The organism is Roseateles sp., from assembly GCF_044373315.1.
Classification (GTDB): Bacteria; Pseudomonadota; Gammaproteobacteria; order Burkholderiales; family Burkholderiaceae_C; genus JACDQM01.
The window spans coordinates 13,262-34,297 of record NZ_JBILQK010000028.1 but is presented as its reverse complement, the minus strand read 5'-3'; the positions used below and the strand labels follow the sequence as shown (position 1 = coordinate 34,297).

The window sequence follows — 21,036 nt, the reverse complement described above, 5'->3', positions numbered from 1 at the left end:
GTAGTCCCGCGGATGTGCGATCGGCGAAGCGCTGACGGTCTCAGTTGATGCGGGGCAGATTGAGCCAGCTGTCGAGTCGGCTGCGCAGTGCCGCAAAGTCGAGCGGCTTGGTCAGGTGCTCGTCCATGCCGGCATCCGAGCTGGCGACGATATCGCTCTCCAGCGCATGGGCGGTCAATGCGAGGATGGGGAAGGGCGGCAGCGCGCCCTCGCTCTGCAGTTGGCGCAAGCGGCGCGCGCATTCCAGCCCATCCATGCCAGGCATCTGGATGTCCATCAAGACCAGATCGGGGGCGGCTTCCTGGCAGGCAGCCAGGGCTTCGAGTCCGTTCTTGGCCAACCGGCTGTCCACGCCCATCAAGGCCAGGAACTCCAAGGCGACGACTTGGTTGATGTGGTTGTCTTCCACCAGCAACACGACGGGCTTGCGGGCCGAGGCATTCGGCTCGGAGCCACCGCTCGCATCGGCGTCAGCCGGATGCGAACTGGCGTCGCCGGCTTGCACCCAGAACACGGGCTGCCGGATATTGAGACTTGCAGAGCTCATATGAATGCCTTGACTTCACCAAACCGTGTACTGATTCCCGCGTCGCGCGCCTGTGCATGCAGGGCTGCTGTCGACCTGTGCTGAGCCGCAGTCTTGCGTTCTGCGCTTAGTCCATCCCTGCAGACTTGGTGGCATGCAAGCCTTCCTGTCTCTCAGGCAATCGGCGCAAGAACACTGCGTTGAAACAGAGCCTTCCAGAGTGGATGCCGACCGTGGGGTCAATTGTTGCCTGTCACGTTCTTCAACGCAATGCTCGGGAGTCCCCTATTGGGCGGGCATTGACAGCGGGCAGCTTCGCTGCTGACAGTCCTTGACACGGCGCGTCTCTAGAATCCGTGCTCCCTGCCAGAGAAGGTGTCTCCCCCATGTCCGAAGGTCTGATCCGCATCCGCGGCGCCCGCCAGCACAACCTCAAGAACCTGGACCTGGACATCCGCACCGGTGAGCTGACCGTCGTCACCGGCCCCAGCGGCTCGGGCAAGTCCAGTCTGGTGTTCGACACGCTCTATGCCGAGGGCCAGCGCCGCTATGTCGAGACCTTTTCGGCCTATGCGCGCCAGTTCCTCGACCGCATGGACCGGCCAGCGGTGGACAAGGTGGACGGCGTGCCGCCGGCCATCGCCATCGACCAGACCAATCCGGTGCGCACCTCGCGCTCGACGGTCGGCACCATGACCGAGCTGAACGATCACCTTAAGCTGCTGTTCGCCCGCGCGGCGGAACTGTTCGATCGTGAGACAGCCTTGCCGGTGCGGCATGACACAGCGCAGACCATCTATGCCGAGCTGCTCAGCCGCACGGCAAGCACTGATCCCCGCCTGGTGCTGACCTTTCCGGTCGAGCTGCCGGCCAACACCACGGCCGAGCAACTGGAGCAATGGCTTTCGGCCAGCGGTTTCACCAAGGTGCAGGCGGAACGGGAAGTCGGTGACAAGAAGCTGCTGGATGTGGTGGCCGACCGCTTCCGCATCCAGGGTGCCGACAAGCAGCGCGCAATGGAGGCCATTGAACTGAGCCTGAAGCGCGGCGGCGGCCGGCTGAATGTCTATGTCCTGCAGGAAGAAGGCGAGCCGCTGCTGTGGCGCTACTCCACCGGCCTGCACTGCCCGGACAGCGATCTGCGCTATGCCGATCCGCAGCCGCCGCTGTTCTCCTTCAACTCGGCGATGGGTGCCTGCGAGAGCTGCCGCGGCTTCGGCCGCGTGATTGGCGTCGATCTGGGGCTGGTGATCCCGGACGAGAAGAAGACGCTGCGCAACGGCGCTATCAAGCCCATGCAGACGCCGGCCTGGCAGGAAAGCCAGGACGATCTGCTGAAGTACGCCGGCGAGGCCGGCATTCCGCGCGATACCGCCTGGAGCCAGCTCAGCCCGGCGCAGCGCGACTGGGTGATCAATGGCTCGCCGAACTGGAACGGCAACTGGAACAAGCAGTGGTACGGAGTCAAGCGCTTCTTCGAATACCTGGAGAGCAAGGCCTACAAGATGCACATCCGCGTGCTCTTGTCCAAGTACCGCAGTTATACCGAATGCCCGGCCTGCGCCGGTGCGCGGCTCAAGACCGAGGCGCTGCTGTGGCGCATGGGATCGAAGGCGCTGGCCGATGCGGTGCTGCCGCCCGAGCAACGCTTTCTGCCCAAGGGTGTGGGCTGGAGCCGCGCGCAGCTGGAGGCTCTGCCGGGCCTCTCCTTGCACGACCTGATGCAGCTGCCGCTGCACCGGCTGCGCCGTTTCCTCGACGAGCTGAGCCTGCCCAGCACCCTGCTGGACGAGGCGCTTAAACTGCTGCTGGACGAGATCCGCAACCGCCTCAAATACCTCTGCGACGTCGGCATTGGCTACCTGACGCTGGACCGCCAGAGCCGCACCCTCAGCGGCGGCGAGGTGCAGCGCATCAACCTGACCACGGCCTTGGGCACCTCGCTGGTCAACACGCTGTTCGTGCTGGACGAACCCTCGATCGGCCTGCACCCGCGCGATATGAACCGCATCGTCGAGGCGATGAAGCGCCTGCGCGATGCCGGCAACACCCTGGTGGTGGTCGAGCATGACCCAGCGGTGATGCTGGCGGCGGACCGCCTGATCGACATGGGCCCGGGCCCGGGCGAGAAGGGCGGGCAGATCGTCTTCGATGGCACGCCTGAGCAAGTGCGCGGCGCCGACACGCTGACCGGCGCCTACCTGGGCGCGCGCAAGCATGTGGGCATGGGCCTGAAGCGGCCGGTAGAGCCGGGCACGCCGAGGCTGATCCTGGAGGGCGCGCGCGAACACAATCTGCGCAATGTCAGCGTGGAGTTCCCGCTGCAGCGCATGGTGGTGGTCACCGGCGTGTCGGGCTCGGGCAAGAGCACGCTGATGCAGGACGTGCTCTATCCGGCGCTGGCCCGCCACTTCGGCCAGGCCACCGAGACGCCCGGCGCGCACGACCGTCTGCTGGGTTCCGACCATCTGGCCGATGCGGTCTTCGTCGACCAGTCGCCGATCGGCAAGACGGCGCGCTCCAATCCGGCCTCCTATGTCGGTGCCTTCGATGAGATCCGCAAGCGCTTCGCCGATGCGCCGCTGGCGCGCGAGCGCAGCTATACGGCCGGCATGTTCAGCTTCAACGCCGGCGACGGCCGCTGCCCCACCTGCGGTGGCTCGGGTTTTGAGCATGTGGAGATGCAGTTCCTCTCCGACGTCTACCTGCGCTGCCCGGACTGCGACGGCAAGCGCTTCCGCGCCGAGATGCTGGACGTCAAACTGCAGCGCGGCGAGCGGGAACTTTCTGTAGCCGATGTGCTGGAGCTGACCGTCAGCGAGGCGGTGCAGCTGTTCAGGGACGAGCGCGACATCATCGCAAAGCTGCAGCCCATCATCGATGTGGGTCTGGAATACCTGAAGCTGGGCCAGCCGGTGCCCACGCTGTCGGGCGGCGAGGCGCAGCGCCTGAAGCTGGCCGGCTTCCTGGCCGAGGCTGCGACGGCGGCCAGCAAGAGCCGCCAGGCGGTGGCCAAGAAGGGCACGCTGTTCCTGTTCGACGAACCGACCACCGGCCTGCATTTTGACGATATCGCCAAGCTGATGCGCGCGCTGCGCAAGCTGCTGTCGGCCGGGCATTCGCTGATCCTGATCGAGCACAACCTGGACGTGATCCGCGCGGCCGACTGGCTGATCGACCTCGGCCCCGAGGGCGGCGAGGACGGCGGCGAGCTGGTCTGCCAGGGCACGCCCGAAGAGGTCAAGGAGCATCCGACTTCGCACACAGCGCTGGCGCTGCGCGAGTACGCCGCGCACATGGACCGTCCGGCGATGGTGGTGGAAGAGGGCAGGCCGCTGCAGAGCATCGTGCGTGCACGCCGTGCCGCGGCTGAGGCGATTCAGATCATCAATGCCCGCGAGCACAACCTGAAGTCGGTGGACGTAGACATCCCGCGCGGCAAGTTCAACGTCATCACCGGCGTGTCCGGCTCGGGCAAGAGCACGCTGGCTTTCGACATCCTGTTCAACGAGGGCCAGCGCCGCTACCTGGAATCGCTGAATGCCTATGCGCGCTCCATCGTGCAGCCGGCGGGCCGGCCCGAGGTGGACGCGGTGCGCGGCATCCCGCCCACGGTGGCGATCGAGCAGCGGCTTTCGCGCGGCGGGCGCAAGAGTACGGTGGCTACCACCACCGAGGTCTGGCACTTTCTGCGCCTGCTCTATGTGAAGCTGGGCGTGCAGCACTGCGTGCACGACGGCATGCCGGTGCGGCCGCAGAGCGTCGAATCCATCGCCGCCCAGCTGATGCGCGATTTCAAGGGCCAGCATGTGGGACTGCTGGCGCCGTTGGTGGTCAACCGCAAGGGCCTCTACACCGACCTGGCCAAATGGGCCAAGGCGCGCGGCTTCAGCCATCTGCGCGTGGATGGCGAGTTCCTGCCCACCGCACCCTGGCCGCGCCTGGACCGCTTCAAGGAGCACACGCTGGAACTGCCGGTCGGTGACCTCGTGATCGCGCTAGACAAGGAGGCCGAGCTGCGCGAGCTGTTGGCAAAGGCCCTGGATCATGGCAAGGGCGTGCTCCATCTGCTGAGCCCGCTGGACAGCCTGCACGCCGCGATTGCCGAGGGCCGCGGCACGGCGGGCCTCGGCGGCGTCAAGGTGTTCTCCACCAAGCGCGCCTGCCCGGCCTGCGGCACCAGCTATGCCGAACTGGACCCGCGCCTGTTCAGCTACAACAGCAAGCACGGTTGGTGCACCAGCTGCGTGGGGACAGGTCTTGCCCTGACGCGCGAGCAGCGCAAGGCTCTGGACGAAACCCTGCAGGACAAGGACAACCGCGGCCGCGAGCAGAGCTTCCCCTCGGAAGAGGCCGAGATCGAGGGGCTGACCGATCAGCCCTGCCCGGACTGCCACGGTGCGCGCCTGAACCCTGCAGCGCGCTCGGTGACCTTCGAGACCGAGGGCATTGCCACGGTCGCTTCATGGAGCGTGGGCGAAGCGCGGGCCTGGATCGATGGGCTCAAGCTGCTCGGACGCGATGCCGACATCGCGCGCGACGTGGTCAGCGAGATTCGCGGCCGGCTGGAGTTTCTCGAAGAGGTGGGCCTGGGCTACCTGACCCTGGACCGCGCCGCGCCCACGCTGTCGGGCGGTGAAGCGCAGCGCATCCGGCTGGCGGCGCAGCTGGGCAGCAATCTGCAGGGTGTCTGCTATGTGCTGGACGAGCCGACCATCGGCCTGCATCCGCGCGACAACCAGATCCTCTTGAAGGCCCTGTCCACGCTGGGCGACAAGGGCAATACGCTGGTTGTGGTGGAGCACGACGAGGACACGATACGACGCGCCGACCACATCATCGACATCGGCCCCGGCGCCGGCAAGCGCGGCGGTACGGTGGTGGCGCAGGGCACGGTGGCGCAGATCATGGCGGCCGGTGACGAGTCCTTGACCGGACGCTTTCTTTCCAATCCGCTGCTGCATCCGCTGCAGGCGCGCCGCGAGATCGATTCTGGTGCACCCAAGCTGATGGTTCTGAACGCATCGCTGCACAACCTGCGGCAGGTGACGGTGGATGTGCCGCTGCATCGACTGGTGGCGATCACCGGCGTCTCGGGCTCGGGCAAGAGCACGCTGGCGCGCGATGTGCTGCTGGCCAATATGGCGGTGGCGGTGCCGCTGCGCAAGAACCCGTCGAAGTGGACCGGCTGTGAGGGCGTCATCGGCCATGAGCAGGTGGACCGCGTGCTGGAGGTGGACCAAACGCCGATCGGCAAGACGCCGCGCAGCTGCCCGGCCACCTATATCGGCTTCTGGGATGCCATCCGCAAGCTATTCGCTGAGACCTTGGAGGCCAAGGCCCGCGGCTATGCCTCCGGGCGCTTCTCCTTCAACACCGGCGAGGGCCGCTGCCCGGGCTGCGAAGGGCAGGGCATGAAGACCATCGCGATGAGCTTCCTGCCGGACGTGAAGGTCCTCTGCGACCAGTGCCATGGCCAGCGCTTCAACCCCGAGACCCTTGGCGTGACCTGGCGGGGCAAAAGCATCGGTGATGTCCTGGCGATGGAGGTGGACGAGGCGGTGGAGTTCTTCGCCTCCATGCCCTCGATTGCGCACCCGTTGCAGCTGCTCAAGGACGTGGGTCTGGGCTATCTGACGCTGGGCCAGCCCAGCCCGACGCTGTCGGGCGGCGAGGCGCAGCGCATCAAGCTGGTGTCGGAGCTGGTCAAGGTGCGCGACGACGTCACGCGCCGCGGCCAGAAGGCGCCGCACACGCTCTATGTGCTGGACGAACCCACGGTGGGCCTGCACATGGCCGACGTCGAGAAGCTCATTCGCGTGCTGCATCGGCTGGTGGCCGGCGGCCATTCGGTGGTAGTGATCGAGCACGACCTGGACGTGATAGCCGAGGCCGACTGGGTCATCGACCTGGGCCCAGAAGGCGGCACGGCCGGCGGTGCTGTGGTGATCGAAGGCACGCCCGAGGCGGTGGTGGCCAGCGGCAGCCACACCGGCCGGGCGCTGGCGCCTGTGCTGGCCCGAGGCAAGGCCTGACCCCATGGACGAGGCTCAGCTGCAGCATGCGCTCGAACTGATCGAGCGGGCCGACCTGCTGGTGATCGGTGCCGGCGCGAGCACGGCCTTGCCGTCGGTGCGGCACTTCGGCCAGGGCTTGGTCAGCGAGTGCGGCGGACGCCTGCTGCGCATCAATCTGCGCGAGTCGAAGGTGCCTTTGGCTGACGATCTAGGGCTGGCCATGGGCGCCTTGGCGGCGCTGTAGGCCATCGACGCCGCGCTGGCGATTTGAAAAAAGCGGGCCCGGACGGGCCGCGGGCTCAGTGCGGCTTCTGTGGCGGCTGCTCGAAGCGCTTGGGGCGGTAGACGTTGCCTTCCCAGCTACCATCCAGCGGGGCAGGCTCCGTATGGCTGGAGCGCTGGGCCCGTTTGATGGCGTCCATGGCCGCCTGATGGGCAGCCAGCCGACGTTCCCGGCGATCGAAGGGGCGGCTTGTGACTGAGACAAACCAGGCCATGACTCTGCTCGCCAGTTGCTCAAGCTTCAATTGCTGGCGCTGGCCCAGGCACATGTGCAGGGCCAGTGCAAGGCAGATCAGCAGACCGAAGCTGGCGAGGATTTTGGCAACCATGGCGAACCGGGTGCATTGAGGGGCTCAGACGCCTCAAATGCAAGCCAATAGTAACTGGAACGGATGGGCTCGTCCTGCTTCTGTGCTAGGGGCTGGCCCTGAGTGCGCGATCAGTGAGGCCGGTAGCTCCACAGCGCCAGCACCGCATCCGGCACGCTGCGGCTCAGCCCGTCACGGGCGACAACGTCGCCGAGCTGTTCCTGAGTCTCGGCGTCCAGCAGGCTTTCGTCACCGCCCAGGCTCACGATGGGCTTCAGCACTTCAGCCAGCAGCGGATCCTCGAAACGCGACGCCCAGCCGTCGTTGTCGAGGTCGGCAGCCAGCATGAAGCCGATGCACCAGTCTTCCGCATCGGTCAGCTCTTCGCCGTCGGCTTGTTCAGCAATGCTGAAGATCGGCTGCCAGCCATCGGGCCGGTCGCGCAGCAGGCAGGCAATGCTGTGCAGGTGCCGCAGCACCAGCAGGACCAGCTTCTTGCGCTGCTTGCCGCTGGCGAAGGGCGCACCGTCATCGCCGTCGCCGCCCCACACCGGGGGTAGCCAGTCTCGGCCGGGCAGCTCGGCCAGGGGCCGAGGGCTCAGCAGCAGGCCGGTCAGGTAGCCGTCCAGCGCCTCGATATTCATCACGGCTTCGCCTGGCAGGGCGCTCAGCTGGCGATCCAGAGTCTCCAGCTCTTCGTCGGTGAGGGGCAGGTTGTCTGAGCCGGGGTTGTAGCTGGGATATTCCATTGTTGTGCTTCTGTGTGCCGCGGGCTCAGCCGGGGCGGCCGTGGCGGCTCTTGGGTTTCTTGGCGTCGAACTCGGCCAGCTGCTTCTTCAGCAGGGCCATCAGCACGCGGGCATTGGCCTCGCTCATGATGAGCAAGGAGCTAGGCGACACATCGTCGGGCGACGCCGCTCGGGCGCTGGCGAGCACATCGACCTTGAACATCACCTCGCCATGCGGCGAGTTGGCGGCGGCCTTGAACTTCTGGATCTCGATCTGGTGGGTCTTCATGGTCTGACGTGCAAAGAAGCGAGCGTAGCAGGCAGGCGCCGGTGGCAGGGCGGCTGGATCAAGAATCAAGGCAGGAGCTTGGGCCAGAAGCTCCGGCCGGCGCCTGCCTTCGAACCAGCGCAAGCCCGTCGGCTTGATCAGGCTGGCGGCCTTGCAAGGCGCCAGAGCCTGCTGATCCCTTTGACACTGAGCAGGCAGACGGCGCCGGCCACGATGCCGGTGACGGCGTCGGCCAGCAGCGCGAACAGGTCCTTCAGCAGGCCAGTGGCGATGCCGTCGCTCAACTGGAGGATGAGCTCGTGGAGCATCGGAAGACCGTGCGTCAGGATGCCTCCGCCCACCAGGAACATCGCCGCGGTGCCGAGCACCGACAGCGCCTTCATCAGCCAGGGCGCAGCGGCCAGCACCGCGCGGCCGATGCGCTGCTGCATGGCGTTGCGCTGGCGGCTGAGGTGCAGACCCAGGTCGTCGAGCTTGACGATGCCGGCGACGAAGCCGTACACGCCCACCGTCATTACCAGGGCGATGGCGGACAGCACCAGCAGGCGCGTCGTGAAGCTGCTGTCGGCCACGGTGCCCAGTGTGATGGCGATGATCTCGGCTGACAGGATGAAGTCGGTGCGTACGGCACCACGGATCTTGTCGCGTTCGAACGCCACCAGATCGACGGCAGGATCCGCAAGCGCCTGTATCAGCGCCTGACGCTTGGCGTCAATCTCTTCGGCGCGGTGTAGGAATTTGTGCGCCAGCTTCTCGAAACCTTCAAAGCACAGGAAGGCGCCACCCAGCATCAGCAGCGGCGTGATGGCCCAGGGCGCGACAGCGCTGATCAACAAGGCGGCCGGAACCAGGATGGCCTTGTTCAGCAGTGAACCTTTGGCCACGGCCCAGACGACGGGCAATTCCCGCTCGGCACTGACACCGCTGACCTGCTGGGCGTTGAGGGCCAGGTCGTCGCCCAGCACGCCGCTGGTCTTCTTTGCGGCGATCTTGCTCAGTACCGCGACATCGTCCAACACCGTGCTGATGTCATCGAGCAGGGCAAGCAGGCTTGAGGCCATATGCAGGATTTGTCCAGAGTCTCAGGAGCCCGGTTTGTACCCCATGCGCAGGACGCGGCGCGAGGGGTCAGTCCTTGCCATGGGTGCCGGGATCGCCTATTTTTTTGCATGGCCCGACCTCCACGCATTGAGTTCCCAGGCGCTGTGTACCACGTGACGACGCACTCGGCGCCGGGCGGAAGTGTCTTTGTCGACGATGCTGATCGGGCACTGATGCTTGAGTTGCTGGGGCGGGTGCTGCATCGTTTCGATGCCCAGGTGCTGGCGTTCTGCCTGGCGAATGATCACTACCAGTTGCTGCTGTTTACGCGCCAGACGAACCTCTCGCGCCTGATGCGCCATCTCAACGGCGTCTACACCCAGGTCTTCAACCGGCGCCATGGCCGTCTGGGTGCGGTCTTTCAGGGGCGCTTCAAAGCCAGCCTGGTCGACCGCGAGGCCTTGCTGCTGGATGCTTGTCGCTATGTGGACCTCAGTGCGCAGCGCTTGAGGCTGGTGCGTCGCGGAGCGGACTGGCCATGGCACAGCCAGGGAGCGCACACCGGTGTGTCCGAGGCGCCGCCTTGGCTCGATGTGGACGGGTTGCTCAGCCATCTGCTACGCAGAGAGTTGCGCAGCGCGGCCGACCGCCGCCGGGCCGCTGATCGCTATGCACGGCTCCTGGCGGCTGAACCGAATCTGGACATCTGGGCACATCTGCGCCATCAGATCTTTCTGGGTGACGAAGCCTTTGCGGCCCGCATGTTGGCCCAGGGCGGCGCGCCTGCGCCGCGGCTGCGCCCCGCTGGAACGAGCCTGGCGAGCTGGCGGCGCGACGACCGCTCTCGTGGCGAGGCGCTGTATCTGGCCCACACGCAAGGCGGTGTCACGATGACGGCGCTGGCCAGGGAGCTGGGCCTGTCGGTCTCGCGTGTGAGCCGTATGATCGCCAGCCATGAGCATCGCGCGCCTGCCTGAGTGCCTGTCTTGGCGCCAGCGCCGTTCTGGCCTGGCGCTCTGGCTTCTGCTGCTGGCGTTCGCGGCACCGCCGCTGCGGGCACAGCAGCAGGCCTATGTTGGCCCCTTGTTCGACGCGCACCTTCACTACAACGAGGAAGCCCAGCAACCGCACCCCTTGGCCGATGTGCTGGGCCGCATGCAGCGCAGCGGCGTGCGCGCCATCGTCGCCAACAGCCGGCCCAACGACGGCACGCAGACCTTGGCCGCGGCGCGCGAGGCCACGGTGGCGGCCGGCGTGCGCGTCGTGCCCTTCATTCGTCTGTACCGCAACCGGGCCGACTACAACAGCTGGTTTGCCGATCCGAGCATCTACCAGATGGTGCTGGATGAACTCAAGCGCGGCACACCAGCCGGTCCTTATCGCGGCATTGGCGAATTCCATCTCTATGACAGCGCCAATGCTGACGGCCCGGTGGCGCGCCAGCTGATGCAGCTGGCGGCTGAGCGAGGCCTGGTGGTGCTGGCCCATGTCGACGATGTAGCGATCGACAAGCTGATGGCGCATGCGCCGCAGGCGCGCCTGGTCTGGGCACACACCGGCATTGGCGGCACGCCGGCGGAGCGGGTGCGCTCGCTGCTGCAGCGTTATCCCGCGTTGATGGGCGAGTTGTCCTACCGGCCGGGCCTGACCGACGGCAGTGGTCGCCTGAGCGCTGACTGGCGTGCGCTGCTGATGCAGCACAGCACGCGCTTCATGATCGGCTCGGACACCTGGGTCAATCAGCGCTGGCAGTACTACGAAGGCCTGATGCAGGAAGCACGCGCCTGGCTGGGTGATCTGCCGCCTGAGCAGGCGCGGCGCATCGCCTGGGGCAATGGCGCCGCGCTTTTCGGGGTCGAGTGAGGCCGCTGTCCCCAGCGGCTGTGGATAAGCAGGTGTGCAAGCGTTCGACAGGGGCGCCAAGTGCCCGTCATCATTGAGGAATTGCTGGCGTGCCTTAAAAACAGGCAGCTGACCAGGCGCTCAGCCCTTTTCGGCCAGGGTTTTGAGCCTGGCCAGCCCGGCCTCGAAGTCCGGGCCGACCATGCGGTCGCTGAACAGCGCCAGCCAGCGGAAGAGCGGGTTGGCGCCCATGTCTCCATCCATGCTCCAGACCACTTCGGTCCCTTGGCCGCTGGGCTTCATGCGCAACTCGCCCTTCGAGGTGGTGCCGAAATCGGGGAAGTACAGGTCGTAGGCCAGCAGCCGCGCAGGCTCGGCGGCGGTGAAGCTCATCTTGCCGTCACCTTCGCTGGCGCTTTTCCAGGCCCAGGCTGCCCCAACGCCGGACTCCGGCCCGCTGTACTCGATGTGCATGGCGGGATCGCGCTGATTCCACACACTCCATTGCTTCCATTGGCGGGGATTCGCCACCAGCGCGTAGACCTTCTCGGCGGGGGCCTGGATCTGCACCGTTCGCGTGACGCTGAACTTCGGCGATAGCAGCAAGCCGCCGAGCGCCAGCAGCAGCGCAAGCGCCACCACGGCACCAGTCGCGATCTTGAGAATCTTCATGGAAACGCTCCGATGTCATGAGCGTCCAGCATGCCTGTCCAGGGGCGATGACACAATGCACCAAACCCACCCCAGAGCCCCCGAAAGATGCTGAGCGAGTCACAGAAGCTGGCCTATGCCGAGCAAGGTTTCCTGGTGCTGCCAGGCTTCAAGAAGCCCGATGCCATCGCCACGCTGCGGGCGCGTGCCGAAGCGATGGTCGAAGCCTTCGACCCCGGCGAGCAGCGCTCGATCTTCTCCACCCAGGAGCAGGACCGCAAGGTCGACGACTACTTCCTCGATTCCGGCGACAAGATGCGCTGCTTCTTCGAGGAGGATGCCTTCGATGAGAGTGGGGCGCTGCGCCAGGCCAAGGCCCTGTCGATCAACAAGATCGGCCATGCCATGCATGCGCAGGATCCGGCGTTCGGTGCTTTCTCCAGCGGCCCTGAGCTGGCGGCGCTGGCGCGTGACTTGGGCCTGGAGCATCCGCAGGTCTGGCAGTCGATGTACATCTTCAAGCAACCCGGCATCGGCGGCGAGGTGCGCTGGCACCAGGACGCCAGCTTCTTCGAGACCGACCCGATCACGGTGACGACCTTCTGGTTTGCGCTGGAAGACGCAACGCGCGACAACGGCTGCCTGTGGGCTGAGCCGGGTGGACACCGCGGCGCGCGCGGCGTGCTGCGCGAGCGCTTTGTGCGGGAAGGCCGGCGGGCCTGGATGGAGACGTTGGACGACACGCCCTGGCCTAGTACGACCGAGCTGGCGGTGCCGCTGGAGGTGGAGGCGGGGGCTTTAGTGCTGTTCCACGGCCTGCTGCCGCATTACAGCGCGGCCAACCGCTCGGCCAAGTCACGGCACGCTTATACCCTGCACGTGACGGATGCGAGCAGCCGCTATTCGGCGCGCAACTGGTTGCAGTACGGCGCGGATCAGGCGATACCGGGTTTCTGAAATCAGTGCAGCAGCACCGCCACAGGTGCTGGCGTCTGGATGTCGACCGTGCCTTCGTCCTCACGCTCGGCCCAGGCCTGCTGGCTGAGTTCGCGCGCGGCTTCGAGTTGCTGGCAGAGCTCGAAAACACCCAGGCCATCGGCCTCGCCCTGGGCGGGCGGCGTGGGGGCTGCGGCCACTTCGGCCGGCAAGTCCGCCAAGGCGCCAAGCAATTCGAACAGCAGTTCCAGGCCCGGTTCGTCAGGCGTCAGCTGGCGCGCGGCGCCCAGGCTGCGGCACAGGTACCAGCAGGCGCTGGCGGCGTCCTCGCAGCGGGCGTGATACAGCGCCAGCTGCTCCAACGCAGCGGCACGCTCTGCCTCGGTGGGGGCCGACGCCACGGGCTCAGCAGCCGGCCAGGCGCTCTCAGGCGTCACCGCTTCGGGCCCTTGAAACAACTCGGGTGTCTTGGTCGCCATCTGATGCCTTCAACAACAATCGAAACCTCAGGCGCATGCTAGAGATCGTCACCGGCCGGCGCAGTCCCCTGTTCAGGGAGCCTGCCGCGCCGATTCGGCCCGCGCTGTGAATTATTCCCGATCTGCCCCGGCCTGCCGAGTGCTCAGCGTTTCTTGGCCGGCCGGGTCCAGCCGCTGATGGCGATCTGTTTGCCGCGCGCCACAGCCAGTTCTGCGGCCGCGACGGTTTTGGTGATGGTCGAGCCGCCGCCAATCGTCGCGCCGGCACCGATCTCGACCGGCGCCACCAGCACGCAGTTGGAGCCCACATGCACATCGGCACCGATCACGGTGCGGTGCTTGTTGGCGCCGTCGTAGTTGGCGGTGATGGAGCCGGCGCCATAGTTGACGCGCTCGCCCACCGTGGCGTCGCCCAGATAGGCCAGATGGTTGGCCTTGGCGCCCTTGGCCAGCGTCGAGTTCTTCACTTCGACGAAATTGCCGATGTGAACTTCGGCGCCCAGCTGGGCGCCCGGGCGCAGGCGTGCGAACGGGCCGATCAGCGCGCCTTCGCCGACACTGACGCCGAGTGATTCGCCATCGATATGGGTGAACTCGTGGATGCGCGCGCCGGCGGCGATGCGTGCGTTGCGGATCACGCAGTTGGCACCGATCCGGACGTTGTCGCCCAAGCTGACTTCGCCCTCGAACACGCAGTTGACGTCAATCTCCACGTCCTGGCCGCAGCTCAAGGAGCCGCGCAGATCGAAGCGGCGGGGGTCGGCCAGTCGCACGCCGGCTTCCAGCAGTGTTTCCGCCTGCTCCAGTTGAAAGCGGCGCTCCAGATCTGCCAGTTGCACCGGGCTGTTGACGCCCAGCACCTCGGTTTCGTTGGGGGCGGCAATGCCCAGCACCGGCAGCCCTTCAGCCACGGCCATGGCGACGATGTCGGTCAGGTAGTACTCGCCCTGGGCGTTTTGATTGTTCAGCTGGCTGACCCAGCGCTTGAGCGCGCCGGTGGGCGCGGCCATCATGCCGGTATAGCCTTCGCGGATGGCGCGCTGTTCGGGGCTCGCGTCCTTGTGCTCGACGATGGCCAGCACGTTGCCGTCGGCGCTGCCACCTTGGCGCACGATGCGGCCGTAGCCGGTCGGGTCACTCAGGTGGATGGTCAGCAGCACCAGGGCTTGGCCGCCGCAGGCGTCGACCAGGCGTTGTGCGGTGGCCTGCTTGATCAGGGGCACATCGCCGTTCAGGATCAGCGTCGTGCCCTCGTCCTCGGGCAGGGCCGGCACGGCCTGCTGGATGGCGTGGCCGGTGCCCAGTTGGGGCATCTGGCGCACGAACTGCACGCCGGGGCCGGCGACTGCTGCTTCCACCACCTCGGCCCCATGGCCGGTGATGACCACGCTGCGCCGAGCTTGCAGGCCCTGCGTCATGTCCAGCACATGACGCAAGAGCGAGCGGCCGGCCAGCTTGTGCAAGACCTTGGGCAAGGCCGACTTCATGCGGGTGCCCTTGCCCGCGGCCATGATGACGATGTTCAGCGCCATAGCGTTTGTTGTCGCGACGTCGGTTGAGAAGCCGCGATTATCAGCGCGTGGCGTGGCCCGCCTGCCACGCGCTCGCTCAACGGCTGCGCTGAACGCTGACGCGATGCGGCTCAGGCCGCGTGCTCGGGAAGTCGCTCATCGCGGCCTCGAGCATCGCACCGATCAGGTCGGCATCGCCTTGTGTCATGCCATCGTTACTGGCGCGGGCCTCGTACAGCGGCTCGCTGCTGGCGCGGTCGCGCAGCAGCAAGGCCACCTCGCGGTCGTAGCGACGCTCGTTCTCGAAGCCGAAGGGCGGATTCAGCCGGCCGTAGCGCCAGTGGTAGAGGTTGCCGTGCCAGCGCCACCAGAGCGGGTCGTCCCAGGGCGCGCGGTCCTGCGCGCTGATGCGCACGCCGACCGACACGATGATGTCCGCCGTCTTGGCATCGGCCGCGGGCTTGAAACCGGCTTTCTCGAGCGCGATGCGTGCCTGGGCCTCGATCTGCTCCTGGCGACCCTGGTCCTGTTTCTGCTGCTGCGAGGGCAGGCGCTCGAAGGCGTAGCTGCCGGGCGCGCGGCCTGCCGGCCAGTTGCCGAAGCTGCGCACTTCGGCGCTGATGGTGTAGATGCCGCTGCAGGCGCTCAGGCTGGCCAGCGCCACGGCAGTCAGGCTGAGAAGGGCAAGACGTCGTTTCATTTTGGGCCTCCTTGGAGACCCTATTCTGTACCCAGCTCGCCTGGCCTTTGCAAAGCAGGGGGCTCAGTCGTCGCGGTGGAGGCGGATGACGGACTTGGCGCTTGAGGGCGTGCTGCCGCAGTCCTCGGCTTCGTCAAAGGCGATGTCGCCATCCGGCTCGGGCTGGCCGCTGGCCTTGATGGTGGTGAAGGGGAACAGATCGCGGTCCATCATGTGCGAGGGCACGATATTGCTCATCGCGGTGAACATGTTCTCGACGCGGCCCGGGTACTTCTTGTCCCACTCGCGGATCATTGCCTTGACCTGCACGCGCTGCAGGTTCTCCTGGCTGCCGCACAGGTTGCAGGGAATGATGGGGAATTCGCGGTGCGCGGACCAGCGCACCAGATCCTCTTCCGCCACATAGGCCAGCGGGCGGATAACGACGTTCTTGCCGTCGTCACTGACCAGCTTGGGCGGCATGCCCTTCATCCGGCTGCCGAAGAACATGTTCAGCAGCAGCGTGACGACGATGTCGTCGCGGTGGTGGCCCAGCGCGATCTTGGTGGCGCCCAACTCACCAGCCACGCGGTAGAGGATGCCGCGGCGCAGGCGCGAGCATAGCGAACAGGTGGTCTTGCCCTCGGGCACCAGCTTCTTGACGATCGAATAGGTGTCCTGGTTCTCGATGTGGAAGTCCACACCGACGCTCTTCAGGTAGGCCGGCAGCACTTCTTCGGGGAAGCCGGGCTGCTTCTGATCGAGGTTGACCGCGACGATATCGAACTTGATCGGTGCGCGTTGCTTCAGGTTGATCAGGATGTCCAGCATCGAGTAGCTGTCCTTGCCGCCCGACAGGCAGACCATCACCTTGTCGCCGTCCTCGATCATGTTGAAGTCGCTGATGGCCTGGCCGACCTGGCGATGCAAGCGCTTGGAGAGCTTGTTGATCTCGTGCGCGGCTTTCTTCTCTGCGGCCTTGAGCTCGGCGGCCTGTTCAGCGGCTTGCTCGGCGGTTTCGGTGGACAGGATTTCTTCGGTCGTCGTCATGGCGTAATCACCTCGGGTTCACCACTGGCCGCATTCGGCGCTGATGGCGACTTGGCAGTCGGGAAAGATTTCAAGCTTGGTCACCTTGATGCGTACGCCCACCACGCCGCTGAGCTTCATCAGCCGCGTGCAGAGCTTGCCCAGCAGGGCTTCGAGCAGATCGGTGTGTTCGGCGGTGCACTCGTCGATGATGATCTGGCGCACGCGGCGGTAGTCCAGCACATGGCCGATGTCGGCGTCGCGCGAGACGATGGTCTGCGCGCCCAGATTCACCTCGGCATCCACCTGGATGGGCTGCGGGCCTTCGCGTTCGAAGTCCAGCACGCCCAGGTTGGCGCCGAAGCGCAGGCCGCTGATGTGGATAATCTGTCGGTTGTTCCGGCGCAGGGCCGGCGTGGGCTGGCCTTCCTTGGCCGGCCGCAGGAAGGATTCGATCTGCTTGGCGGCCACCACGCCGTCGCCGAGAGCGGTCTGTACGCAGGGATGCTGGCGGCTGCTGGCGTCGCCGGCGACGAACAGGCCCAGCGGCGCGAAGCGCGGCTCGTCGCGCCAGGGATGCGAGGGAGCAGTGATGCCGGCCCGCTGCAGCGCATCACCCACCAGCAGCCAGGCGGAAGGTTCGGGCACGTAGCCGAGGAGAGCAGCGACATGGTCGTAGCGCTCCTCGCCGAATTCCTTTGAGCTGACGACGATTTGCGCGCCGTCGACGCGCAGCGCTGTCGGCATTGGGCAGCGCGGCCTTTGCACGATGGTCGCGCCCTCGGCGCTCAGTCGCTCCTGCAGCGCCTGCTGCGCACGCCAGTCGCTGCGCGACCACAGCGTCACCTGGTGGCCGCGAGCATGCAGATAGAGCGCGTTCTCCATCGCGTTGTCGCCGCCGCCCAGCAGCAGCACGCGGCCGGGTGCCAGTTCGGCACGGCGCTGGGTCAGGCTCAGCGCATCCATCACCGGCGAGCCGCTGGGTCCGCCAGGGAAGAACGGCTCTGGCCGCAGCGGCGTCAGCCCGGTGGCCAGCAGGAGGGCGCGGGCGCCCAGGCGCTGGCCATCGTCCAGCTGCAGCTGCCAGCCGGATGCCGACCAGTCGATGTGGCAGGCGCTGCGACCCAACAGCCGCTGCACGCCTGCCAACTGCTCGGTATGGCGTGCGAAGTGCTCACCCATTGACGCCAGACTCTGCCCCGGCGCACCCAGCAGCCAGTCCTGCTCGAAGCCGAAGTCCCGCAGGCTGTGGCACAGCTGCGGGGCCCGCTCGATGATCGCCGTGCGCAGGCCCAGCTGGCTCAGCCACGAGGCCGTACTGCAGCCGGCCGGGCCGCCGCCGATGATCAGCACGTCATGCAAGGCTGGCGACGTCATCAGGCGCTTTCCAGTCGCGAATGGGCTTGCAGCCCGCTGTCGCGCAGCTCGTTGTAGATCACGCCGACGGCAATTGCCAGGTCTTCGGCGAAGTAGCGCTTCAAGTACGGCGAGGCCAGAAAATGCTCCTGCATCTTCTGGCGCAGCGAGAACTGCAGGCGCAGCCGCTCTTCGCCTTCCGGATGGATGCCGATGCGGATGGCATAGCCTTCCTCGATCGCACCCTGCAGGCTGCCGTGGAAGCGCCTGAGCAGCGGGTGCTCCTGGATGCGGTGTAGATTGCTGCGGTCGACGAACTCGGCGCCGGCTTCCTGCGGCCGGCCCAGTGCGCGGGCGTTGATGAGCAACTCGGCGACCAGTTCGATGTTGAAGACGTTCATCTTCACATCGACGCGCGCGGCTTCCGCGCAGCCGTTGGCCCAGTCCAGCTTGTAGCTCACATAGGAGCGCCCGCCGGCGCTGCGCACCAGGTCGGCCTTGCTGAATGGGTAGCCGCTGCGGGCATGGTCGCGGCAGGCTAGTTGCAGGCGGTCCTGCACGGTGCGCTCCAGGAAGCGCGCCACCAGTTCATCGATCTGCCGTGTCGAGGTGCGGCGGATGCCGATGGCGGCCGCGACGGCGAACAGCATCGGCAGCAGCACCACCAGCATCTGGCCGGCCGGACCTTGGAGGCTTTCCGGGCCTTTGAGCAGCAGTCCGATGGCTGCGGCCATCGACAGCAGCACGAACAGGCTCAGCCCTACGATCGCCGCGACCGGCAGGGTCACGATGATGTCGTGCAGGCCGCTGCTGCGCGGCGAAGAGGCTTCGGGCTTGCTGTCCATGGGGGGCGTTGGGAACGAAGCTGCGATTATCCCTGTCCGCGCTGACGCCTGCGCTGCCACAGCCGCCAGCTCAGCAGCACGGCCAGAATGGCGCCATAGATTGCCGGCTCGACGAACAGCTGCTTGCCAGCGCGCATCCAGATGAAGTGCGCCAGCGCCACCAGCGCCAGCAGATACACCAGCCGATGAAGCGCCTGCCAGCGTTTGCCGCCCAGCGCCTTGATCGCGCGATTGAAGCTGGTGGCGGCCAGCGGCAGCATCAGCAGCCAGGCGCAGAAGCCCATCAGGATGAAGGGGCGCTTGGCGATGTCGTGCAGGATGTCGCCGGGGTCCAGCCCCATGTCCAGCCAGCCATAGGCCAGCAGATGCAGGCTGGCGTAGGCAAACGCGAACACACCGAGCATGCGCCGAAAGCGCAGCAAGGCCGGAAGCCCGGCGAGCTGGCGCAGCGGCGTGATGGCGAGCGTCAGCCACAGCAGGCGCAGCGTCCAGTCGCCCAGACCGCGGATCAGGGCCTCTGCCGGGTTGGCACCCAGCGTCTGGGTGACCGCCCCCCAGACCAGGCTGGCCAGCGGTGCCAGGCAGAGCAGGAACAGCAGCGGCTTGGCCGCCGGATGCAGCAGCCAGCCCGAGATGACGCGTCGCATGCTCAGTAGAGTTTCTTCAGATCCATGCCGGCGTAGAGCTGGCCCACCTGGGCCTCGTAGCCGTTGAACATCAGCGTCGGGCGCTTCTTCGCGAACAGGCCGTCCTCGCCGATGCGGCGCTCAGTCGCCTGACTCCAGCGCGGGTGGTCGACCTTGGGGTTCACGTTGGAGAAGAAGCCGTACTCCTGCGGCGCGGCACGGGTCCAGCTGCTGACCGGCTCGCGCTCGACAAAGCGGATCTTGACCAGGGACTTGGCCGATTTGAAGCCGTACTTCCAGGGCACTACCAGGCGCAGCGGTGCGCCGTTCTGCTTCGGCATCACCTCACCGTACATGCCGAAAGCCAGCAGCGTCAGCGGGTGCATTGCCTCGTCCATGCGCAGGCCTTCGACATAGGGCCAATCCAGCACGCCCGAGCGCAGCCCCGGCATCTGCGCGCGGTCGGCCAGGGTGACGAACTCGACGTACTTGGCGCGGCTGTTGGGCTCCACCTTCTTGATCAGCTCGGCCAGCGACCAGCCGACCCAGGGGATCACCATCGACCAGCCTTCGACGCAACGCAGGCGGTAGATTCGTTCTTCCATCGGCGCTAGCTTGAGCAGCGCGTCGAGGTCGAACACGCCGGGCTTGTTGATCTCGCCTTCGACCACGACGCTCCAGGGGCGGGTCTTCAGCGCGCCGGCAGCGCGCGCCGGGTCGCTCTTGTCGGTGCCGAACTCGTAGAAGTTGTTGTAGGTAGTGGCGTCCTGGTAGCTGGTGAGCTTTTCCATCGTCATGCCGCCAGGGGTGGTGCTCTTGATGGCGGCAAGCTTGGCATTCTGGTTCTGCGCCATCGCCTCGCGCCCGGCCCAGCCGGCCAGTGCCGTGCCGGCGGCGGTACCGGCCATCAGCCGCAACCAGTCGCGACGCTGCTGCACCAGATGGCGCGGGGCGATCTCCGAAGGCAGCAGTGGGTCTGCCGGGCGCAGCGAGGGCTTGGTCATCGGGTTCTCCGGAAATGAAAGAGCTTCAGTCGCATGAGGCGGCTGAACCTTACGTCATCTGCGCCGATTCCGCTGGACACGCCGCTGAGGCCTGACGATCAGGGATGCTTGACGCCGTTGTTCCAGTCGCGCGGGCAACGTACCGAGGCAAGAATGCGCGCATGTTCGCCGGACGCCTTGAGGCTGGCGAGGCCGCGATTGAAGGCCTCCAGCAGGGTGCGGCTGGCCGGCAGCTGGGGCGGCAGCATCAGATGGGTCGTGAAACTGTCGGTCAGCAAGCGCGGATGGGCTGCCAGGCGCGCGGCCTCGGCGTTGCTGAAGTTGCGCGCCAGCAGGTCGCAGGCCACATTGCGCTCCATCGGGATCAAGTCGATGCGACCCGCCAACAGCTTGCGCAGGCCGAGAAGATCGTCGGGCGTGTTGTCGGTCTGCAGCGTCCCGGCCTTCACCAGCGCCCAGAACTCGGGGGTGTAGGTGTAGTCGCGGATCACACCGATGCGCCAGGGCTTCAGGTCAGCAAGCTGGCGCCAGTCCACCGCCAGTTCGCGGCGATGCACGATCACCCATTGCTCGGTCAGGACGTTGTCGCTGAGCAGGAAGTCGCGTCGCCGTTGATCGGATGCACCCCAGTAGGCGGTGGCATCCCAGCGCCCGGCCAGAGTCTCCTGCTGCGCGCGTGACCACGGCAGGAAGTGGTAAGTGACCTCATGCCCAGCGAGTTCAAAAGCCCGGCGCACGATCTGCAGGGCCACGCCCTGGTCCGGGCGCGAGGCTGTGGCGTAGGGTGGGAGTTCGCCGGTGGCAATGCGCAAGCTGCTTGCGTGGGCGGGCAGCAGGCCGGCCGCCGCCAGCAGCAGGATGAAGACGCTCAGCGCACGGCGCACGGT

At 66.5% G+C, this 21,036-nt stretch carries 20 protein-coding genes and 1 pseudogene; 5 read left to right on the top strand and 16 right to left on the bottom strand.

Translation table 11 applies throughout. The annotated features are described in order from the left end of the window. Positions 1-40 precede the first annotated feature (40 nt). Entirely contained in the window at positions 41-547 is a 507-nt protein-coding gene (locus tag ACIQ67_RS08870) for a response regulator (protein WP_397534004.1), read from the bottom strand. Positions 548-912: 365 nt separating this feature from the next. On the opposite strand from ACIQ67_RS08870, the gene uvrA reads away from it, so the two are divergent. Together uvrA and ACIQ67_RS08860 are read left to right on the top strand one after the other, a co-directional pair. After that, entirely contained in the window at positions 913-6,561 is a 5,649-nt protein-coding gene (gene uvrA, locus ACIQ67_RS08865) for an excinuclease ABC subunit UvrA (protein ID WP_397534003.1), read from the top strand. Positions 6,562-6,565: 4 nt separating this feature from the next. Beyond that, positions 6,566-6,787: a hypothetical protein gene (locus ACIQ67_RS08860; RefSeq protein WP_397534002.1), complete on the top strand. Its 222-nt coding sequence runs from the start codon at positions 6,566-6,568 to the stop codon at positions 6,785-6,787. A gap of 55 nt (positions 6,788-6,842) precedes the next feature. On the opposite strand, the gene ACIQ67_RS08855 is transcribed toward ACIQ67_RS08860, so the two are convergent. The 4 genes from ACIQ67_RS08855 to ACIQ67_RS08840 form a co-directional block, all read right to left on the bottom strand. Next, a complete protein-coding gene (locus tag ACIQ67_RS08855; RefSeq protein WP_397534001.1) occupies positions 6,843-7,154 on the bottom strand; it encodes a hypothetical protein in 312 nt (103 codons plus the stop codon). Between the two features lie 110 nt (positions 7,155-7,264). Continuing rightward, the gene (locus ACIQ67_RS08850) at positions 7,265-7,882 is read right to left on the bottom strand and encodes a UPF0149 family protein (RefSeq protein ID WP_397534000.1); all 618 of its coding nucleotides are present in this window, start codon (positions 7,880-7,882) and stop codon (positions 7,265-7,267) included. Positions 7,883-7,907: 25 nt separating this feature from the next. Beyond that, entirely contained in the window at positions 7,908-8,150 is a 243-nt protein-coding gene (locus tag ACIQ67_RS08845; RefSeq protein ID WP_397533999.1) for a hypothetical protein, read from the bottom strand. Between the two features lie 137 nt (positions 8,151-8,287). Continuing rightward, entirely contained in the window at positions 8,288-9,211 is a 924-nt protein-coding gene (locus tag ACIQ67_RS08840) for a DUF808 domain-containing protein (RefSeq protein ID WP_397533998.1), read from the bottom strand. Between the two features lie 153 nt (positions 9,212-9,364). Here ACIQ67_RS08840 and ACIQ67_RS08835 point away from each other — a divergent pair, with 153 nt between their 5' ends. Then, entirely contained in the window at positions 9,365-10,168 is an 804-nt protein-coding gene (locus ACIQ67_RS08835; protein ID WP_397533997.1) for a transposase, read from the top strand. Continuing rightward, positions 10,146-11,054 carry an amidohydrolase family protein gene (locus tag ACIQ67_RS08830; RefSeq protein ID WP_397533996.1) on the top strand — a complete coding sequence of 303 codons (909 nt, stop codon included), beginning with the start codon at positions 10,146-10,148 and terminating at the stop codon, positions 11,052-11,054. The genes ACIQ67_RS08835 and ACIQ67_RS08830 overlap by 23 nt, the downstream gene beginning before the upstream one ends. A gap of 120 nt (positions 11,055-11,174) precedes the next feature. Here ACIQ67_RS08830 and ACIQ67_RS08825 read toward each other — a convergent pair whose 3' ends face one another. Next, positions 11,175-11,705 (bottom strand): SRPBCC family protein, encoded by a 531-nt coding sequence (locus ACIQ67_RS08825; protein ID WP_397533995.1) that lies wholly within the window; start codon positions 11,703-11,705, stop codon positions 11,175-11,177. A gap of 87 nt (positions 11,706-11,792) precedes the next feature. Here ACIQ67_RS08825 and ACIQ67_RS08820 point away from each other — a divergent pair, with 87 nt between their 5' ends. Next, the gene (locus ACIQ67_RS08820) at positions 11,793-12,641 is read left to right on the top strand and encodes a phytanoyl-CoA dioxygenase family protein (RefSeq protein ID WP_397533994.1); all 849 of its coding nucleotides are present in this window, start codon (positions 11,793-11,795) and stop codon (positions 12,639-12,641) included. A gap of 2 nt (positions 12,642-12,643) precedes the next feature. On the opposite strand, the gene ACIQ67_RS08815 is transcribed toward ACIQ67_RS08820, so the two are convergent. The 10 genes and pseudogenes from ACIQ67_RS08815 to ACIQ67_RS08770 form a co-directional block, all read right to left on the bottom strand. Continuing rightward, entirely contained in the window at positions 12,644-13,099 is a 456-nt protein-coding gene (locus ACIQ67_RS08815; protein ID WP_397533993.1) for a hypothetical protein, read from the bottom strand. Positions 13,100-13,242: 143 nt separating this feature from the next. Continuing rightward, a complete protein-coding gene (gene glmU / locus ACIQ67_RS08810) occupies positions 13,243-14,631 on the bottom strand; it encodes a bifunctional UDP-N-acetylglucosamine diphosphorylase/glucosamine-1-phosphate N-acetyltransferase GlmU (protein WP_397533992.1) in 1,389 nt (462 codons plus the stop codon). A gap of 76 nt (positions 14,632-14,707) precedes the next feature. Beyond that, positions 14,708-15,310, bottom strand: coding sequence for a DUF4136 domain-containing protein (locus ACIQ67_RS08805; RefSeq protein ID WP_397533991.1), 603 nt, complete (start codon positions 15,308-15,310; stop codon positions 14,708-14,710). A 63-nt stretch (positions 15,311-15,373) separates the two neighbouring features. After that, complete coding sequence (gene ttcA, locus ACIQ67_RS08800) at positions 15,374-16,339, bottom strand: tRNA 2-thiocytidine(32) synthetase TtcA (protein ID WP_397533990.1); 966 nt, start codon at positions 16,337-16,339, stop codon at positions 15,374-15,376. 18 nt (positions 16,340-16,357) lie between these two features. Beyond that, positions 16,358-16,726 (bottom strand): dihydroneopterin aldolase, encoded by a 369-nt coding sequence (locus ACIQ67_RS08795; RefSeq protein WP_397534014.1) that lies wholly within the window; start codon positions 16,724-16,726, stop codon positions 16,358-16,360. Between the two features lie 231 nt (positions 16,727-16,957). Further along, positions 16,958-17,695, bottom strand: a pseudogene (locus tag ACIQ67_RS08790) (NAD(P)/FAD-dependent oxidoreductase); the annotation flags it as partial. Then, on the bottom strand, positions 17,695-18,519 hold the full coding sequence (locus tag ACIQ67_RS08785; protein ID WP_397533989.1) for a hypothetical protein: 825 nt from the start codon (positions 18,517-18,519) through the stop codon (positions 17,695-17,697). The gene ACIQ67_RS08785 and the pseudogene ACIQ67_RS08790, both read right to left, overlap by 1 nt. 26 nt (positions 18,520-18,545) lie before the next feature. Then, positions 18,546-19,166, bottom strand: a complete 621-nt coding sequence (locus tag ACIQ67_RS08780; RefSeq protein ID WP_397533988.1) for a sulfite oxidase heme-binding subunit YedZ — start codon at positions 19,164-19,166, stop codon at positions 18,546-18,548. Positions 19,167-19,168: 2 nt separating this feature from the next. Continuing rightward, on the bottom strand, positions 19,169-20,149 hold the full coding sequence (gene msrP, locus ACIQ67_RS08775) for a protein-methionine-sulfoxide reductase catalytic subunit MsrP (protein WP_397533987.1): 981 nt from the start codon (positions 20,147-20,149) through the stop codon (positions 19,169-19,171). 98 nt (positions 20,150-20,247) lie between these two features. Beyond that, a complete protein-coding gene (locus ACIQ67_RS08770) occupies positions 20,248-21,033 on the bottom strand; it encodes a substrate-binding periplasmic protein (RefSeq protein ID WP_397533986.1) in 786 nt (261 codons plus the stop codon). Between the last annotated feature and the right edge of the window lie 3 nt (positions 21,034-21,036).

Excerpts from the sequence above, each read along its gene's own strand:
- ACIQ67_RS08870 (WP_397534004.1), bottom strand. The coding sequence starts at position 547 with ATGAGCTCTGCAAGTCTCAATATCCGGCAGCCCGTGTTCTGGGTGCAA.
- uvrA (WP_397534003.1), top strand. The coding sequence starts at position 913 with ATGTCCGAAGGTCTGATCCGCATCCGCGGCGCCCGCCAGCACAACCTC.
- ACIQ67_RS08860 (WP_397534002.1), top strand. The coding sequence starts at position 6,566 with ATGGACGAGGCTCAGCTGCAGCATGCGCTCGAACTGATCGAGCGGGCC.
- ACIQ67_RS08855 (WP_397534001.1), bottom strand. The coding sequence starts at position 7,154 with ATGGTTGCCAAAATCCTCGCCAGCTTCGGTCTGCTGATCTGCCTTGCA.
- ACIQ67_RS08850 (WP_397534000.1), bottom strand. The coding sequence starts at position 7,882 with ATGGAATATCCCAGCTACAACCCCGGCTCAGACAACCTGCCCCTCACC.
- ACIQ67_RS08845 (WP_397533999.1), bottom strand. The coding sequence starts at position 8,150 with ATGAAGACCCACCAGATCGAGATCCAGAAGTTCAAGGCCGCCGCCAAC.
- ACIQ67_RS08840 (WP_397533998.1), bottom strand. The coding sequence starts at position 9,211 with ATGGCCTCAAGCCTGCTTGCCCTGCTCGATGACATCAGCACGGTGTTG.
- ACIQ67_RS08830 (WP_397533996.1), top strand. The coding sequence starts at position 10,146 with ATGAGCATCGCGCGCCTGCCTGAGTGCCTGTCTTGGCGCCAGCGCCGT.
- ACIQ67_RS08825 (WP_397533995.1), bottom strand. The coding sequence starts at position 11,705 with ATGAAGATTCTCAAGATCGCGACTGGTGCCGTGGTGGCGCTTGCGCTG.
- ACIQ67_RS08820 (WP_397533994.1), top strand. The coding sequence starts at position 11,793 with ATGCTGAGCGAGTCACAGAAGCTGGCCTATGCCGAGCAAGGTTTCCTG.
- ACIQ67_RS08815 (WP_397533993.1), bottom strand. The coding sequence starts at position 13,099 with ATGGCGACCAAGACACCCGAGTTGTTTCAAGGGCCCGAAGCGGTGACG.
- glmU (WP_397533992.1), bottom strand. The coding sequence starts at position 14,631 with ATGGCGCTGAACATCGTCATCATGGCCGCGGGCAAGGGCACCCGCATG.
- ACIQ67_RS08805 (WP_397533991.1), bottom strand. The coding sequence starts at position 15,310 with ATGAAACGACGTCTTGCCCTTCTCAGCCTGACTGCCGTGGCGCTGGCC.
- ttcA (WP_397533990.1), bottom strand. The coding sequence starts at position 16,339 with ATGACGACGACCGAAGAAATCCTGTCCACCGAAACCGCCGAGCAAGCC.
- ACIQ67_RS08785 (WP_397533989.1), bottom strand. The coding sequence starts at position 18,519 with ATGGACAGCAAGCCCGAAGCCTCTTCGCCGCGCAGCAGCGGCCTGCAC.
- ACIQ67_RS08780 (WP_397533988.1), bottom strand. The coding sequence starts at position 19,166 with ATGCGACGCGTCATCTCGGGCTGGCTGCTGCATCCGGCGGCCAAGCCG.
- msrP (WP_397533987.1), bottom strand. The coding sequence starts at position 20,149 with ATGACCAAGCCCTCGCTGCGCCCGGCAGACCCACTGCTGCCTTCGGAG.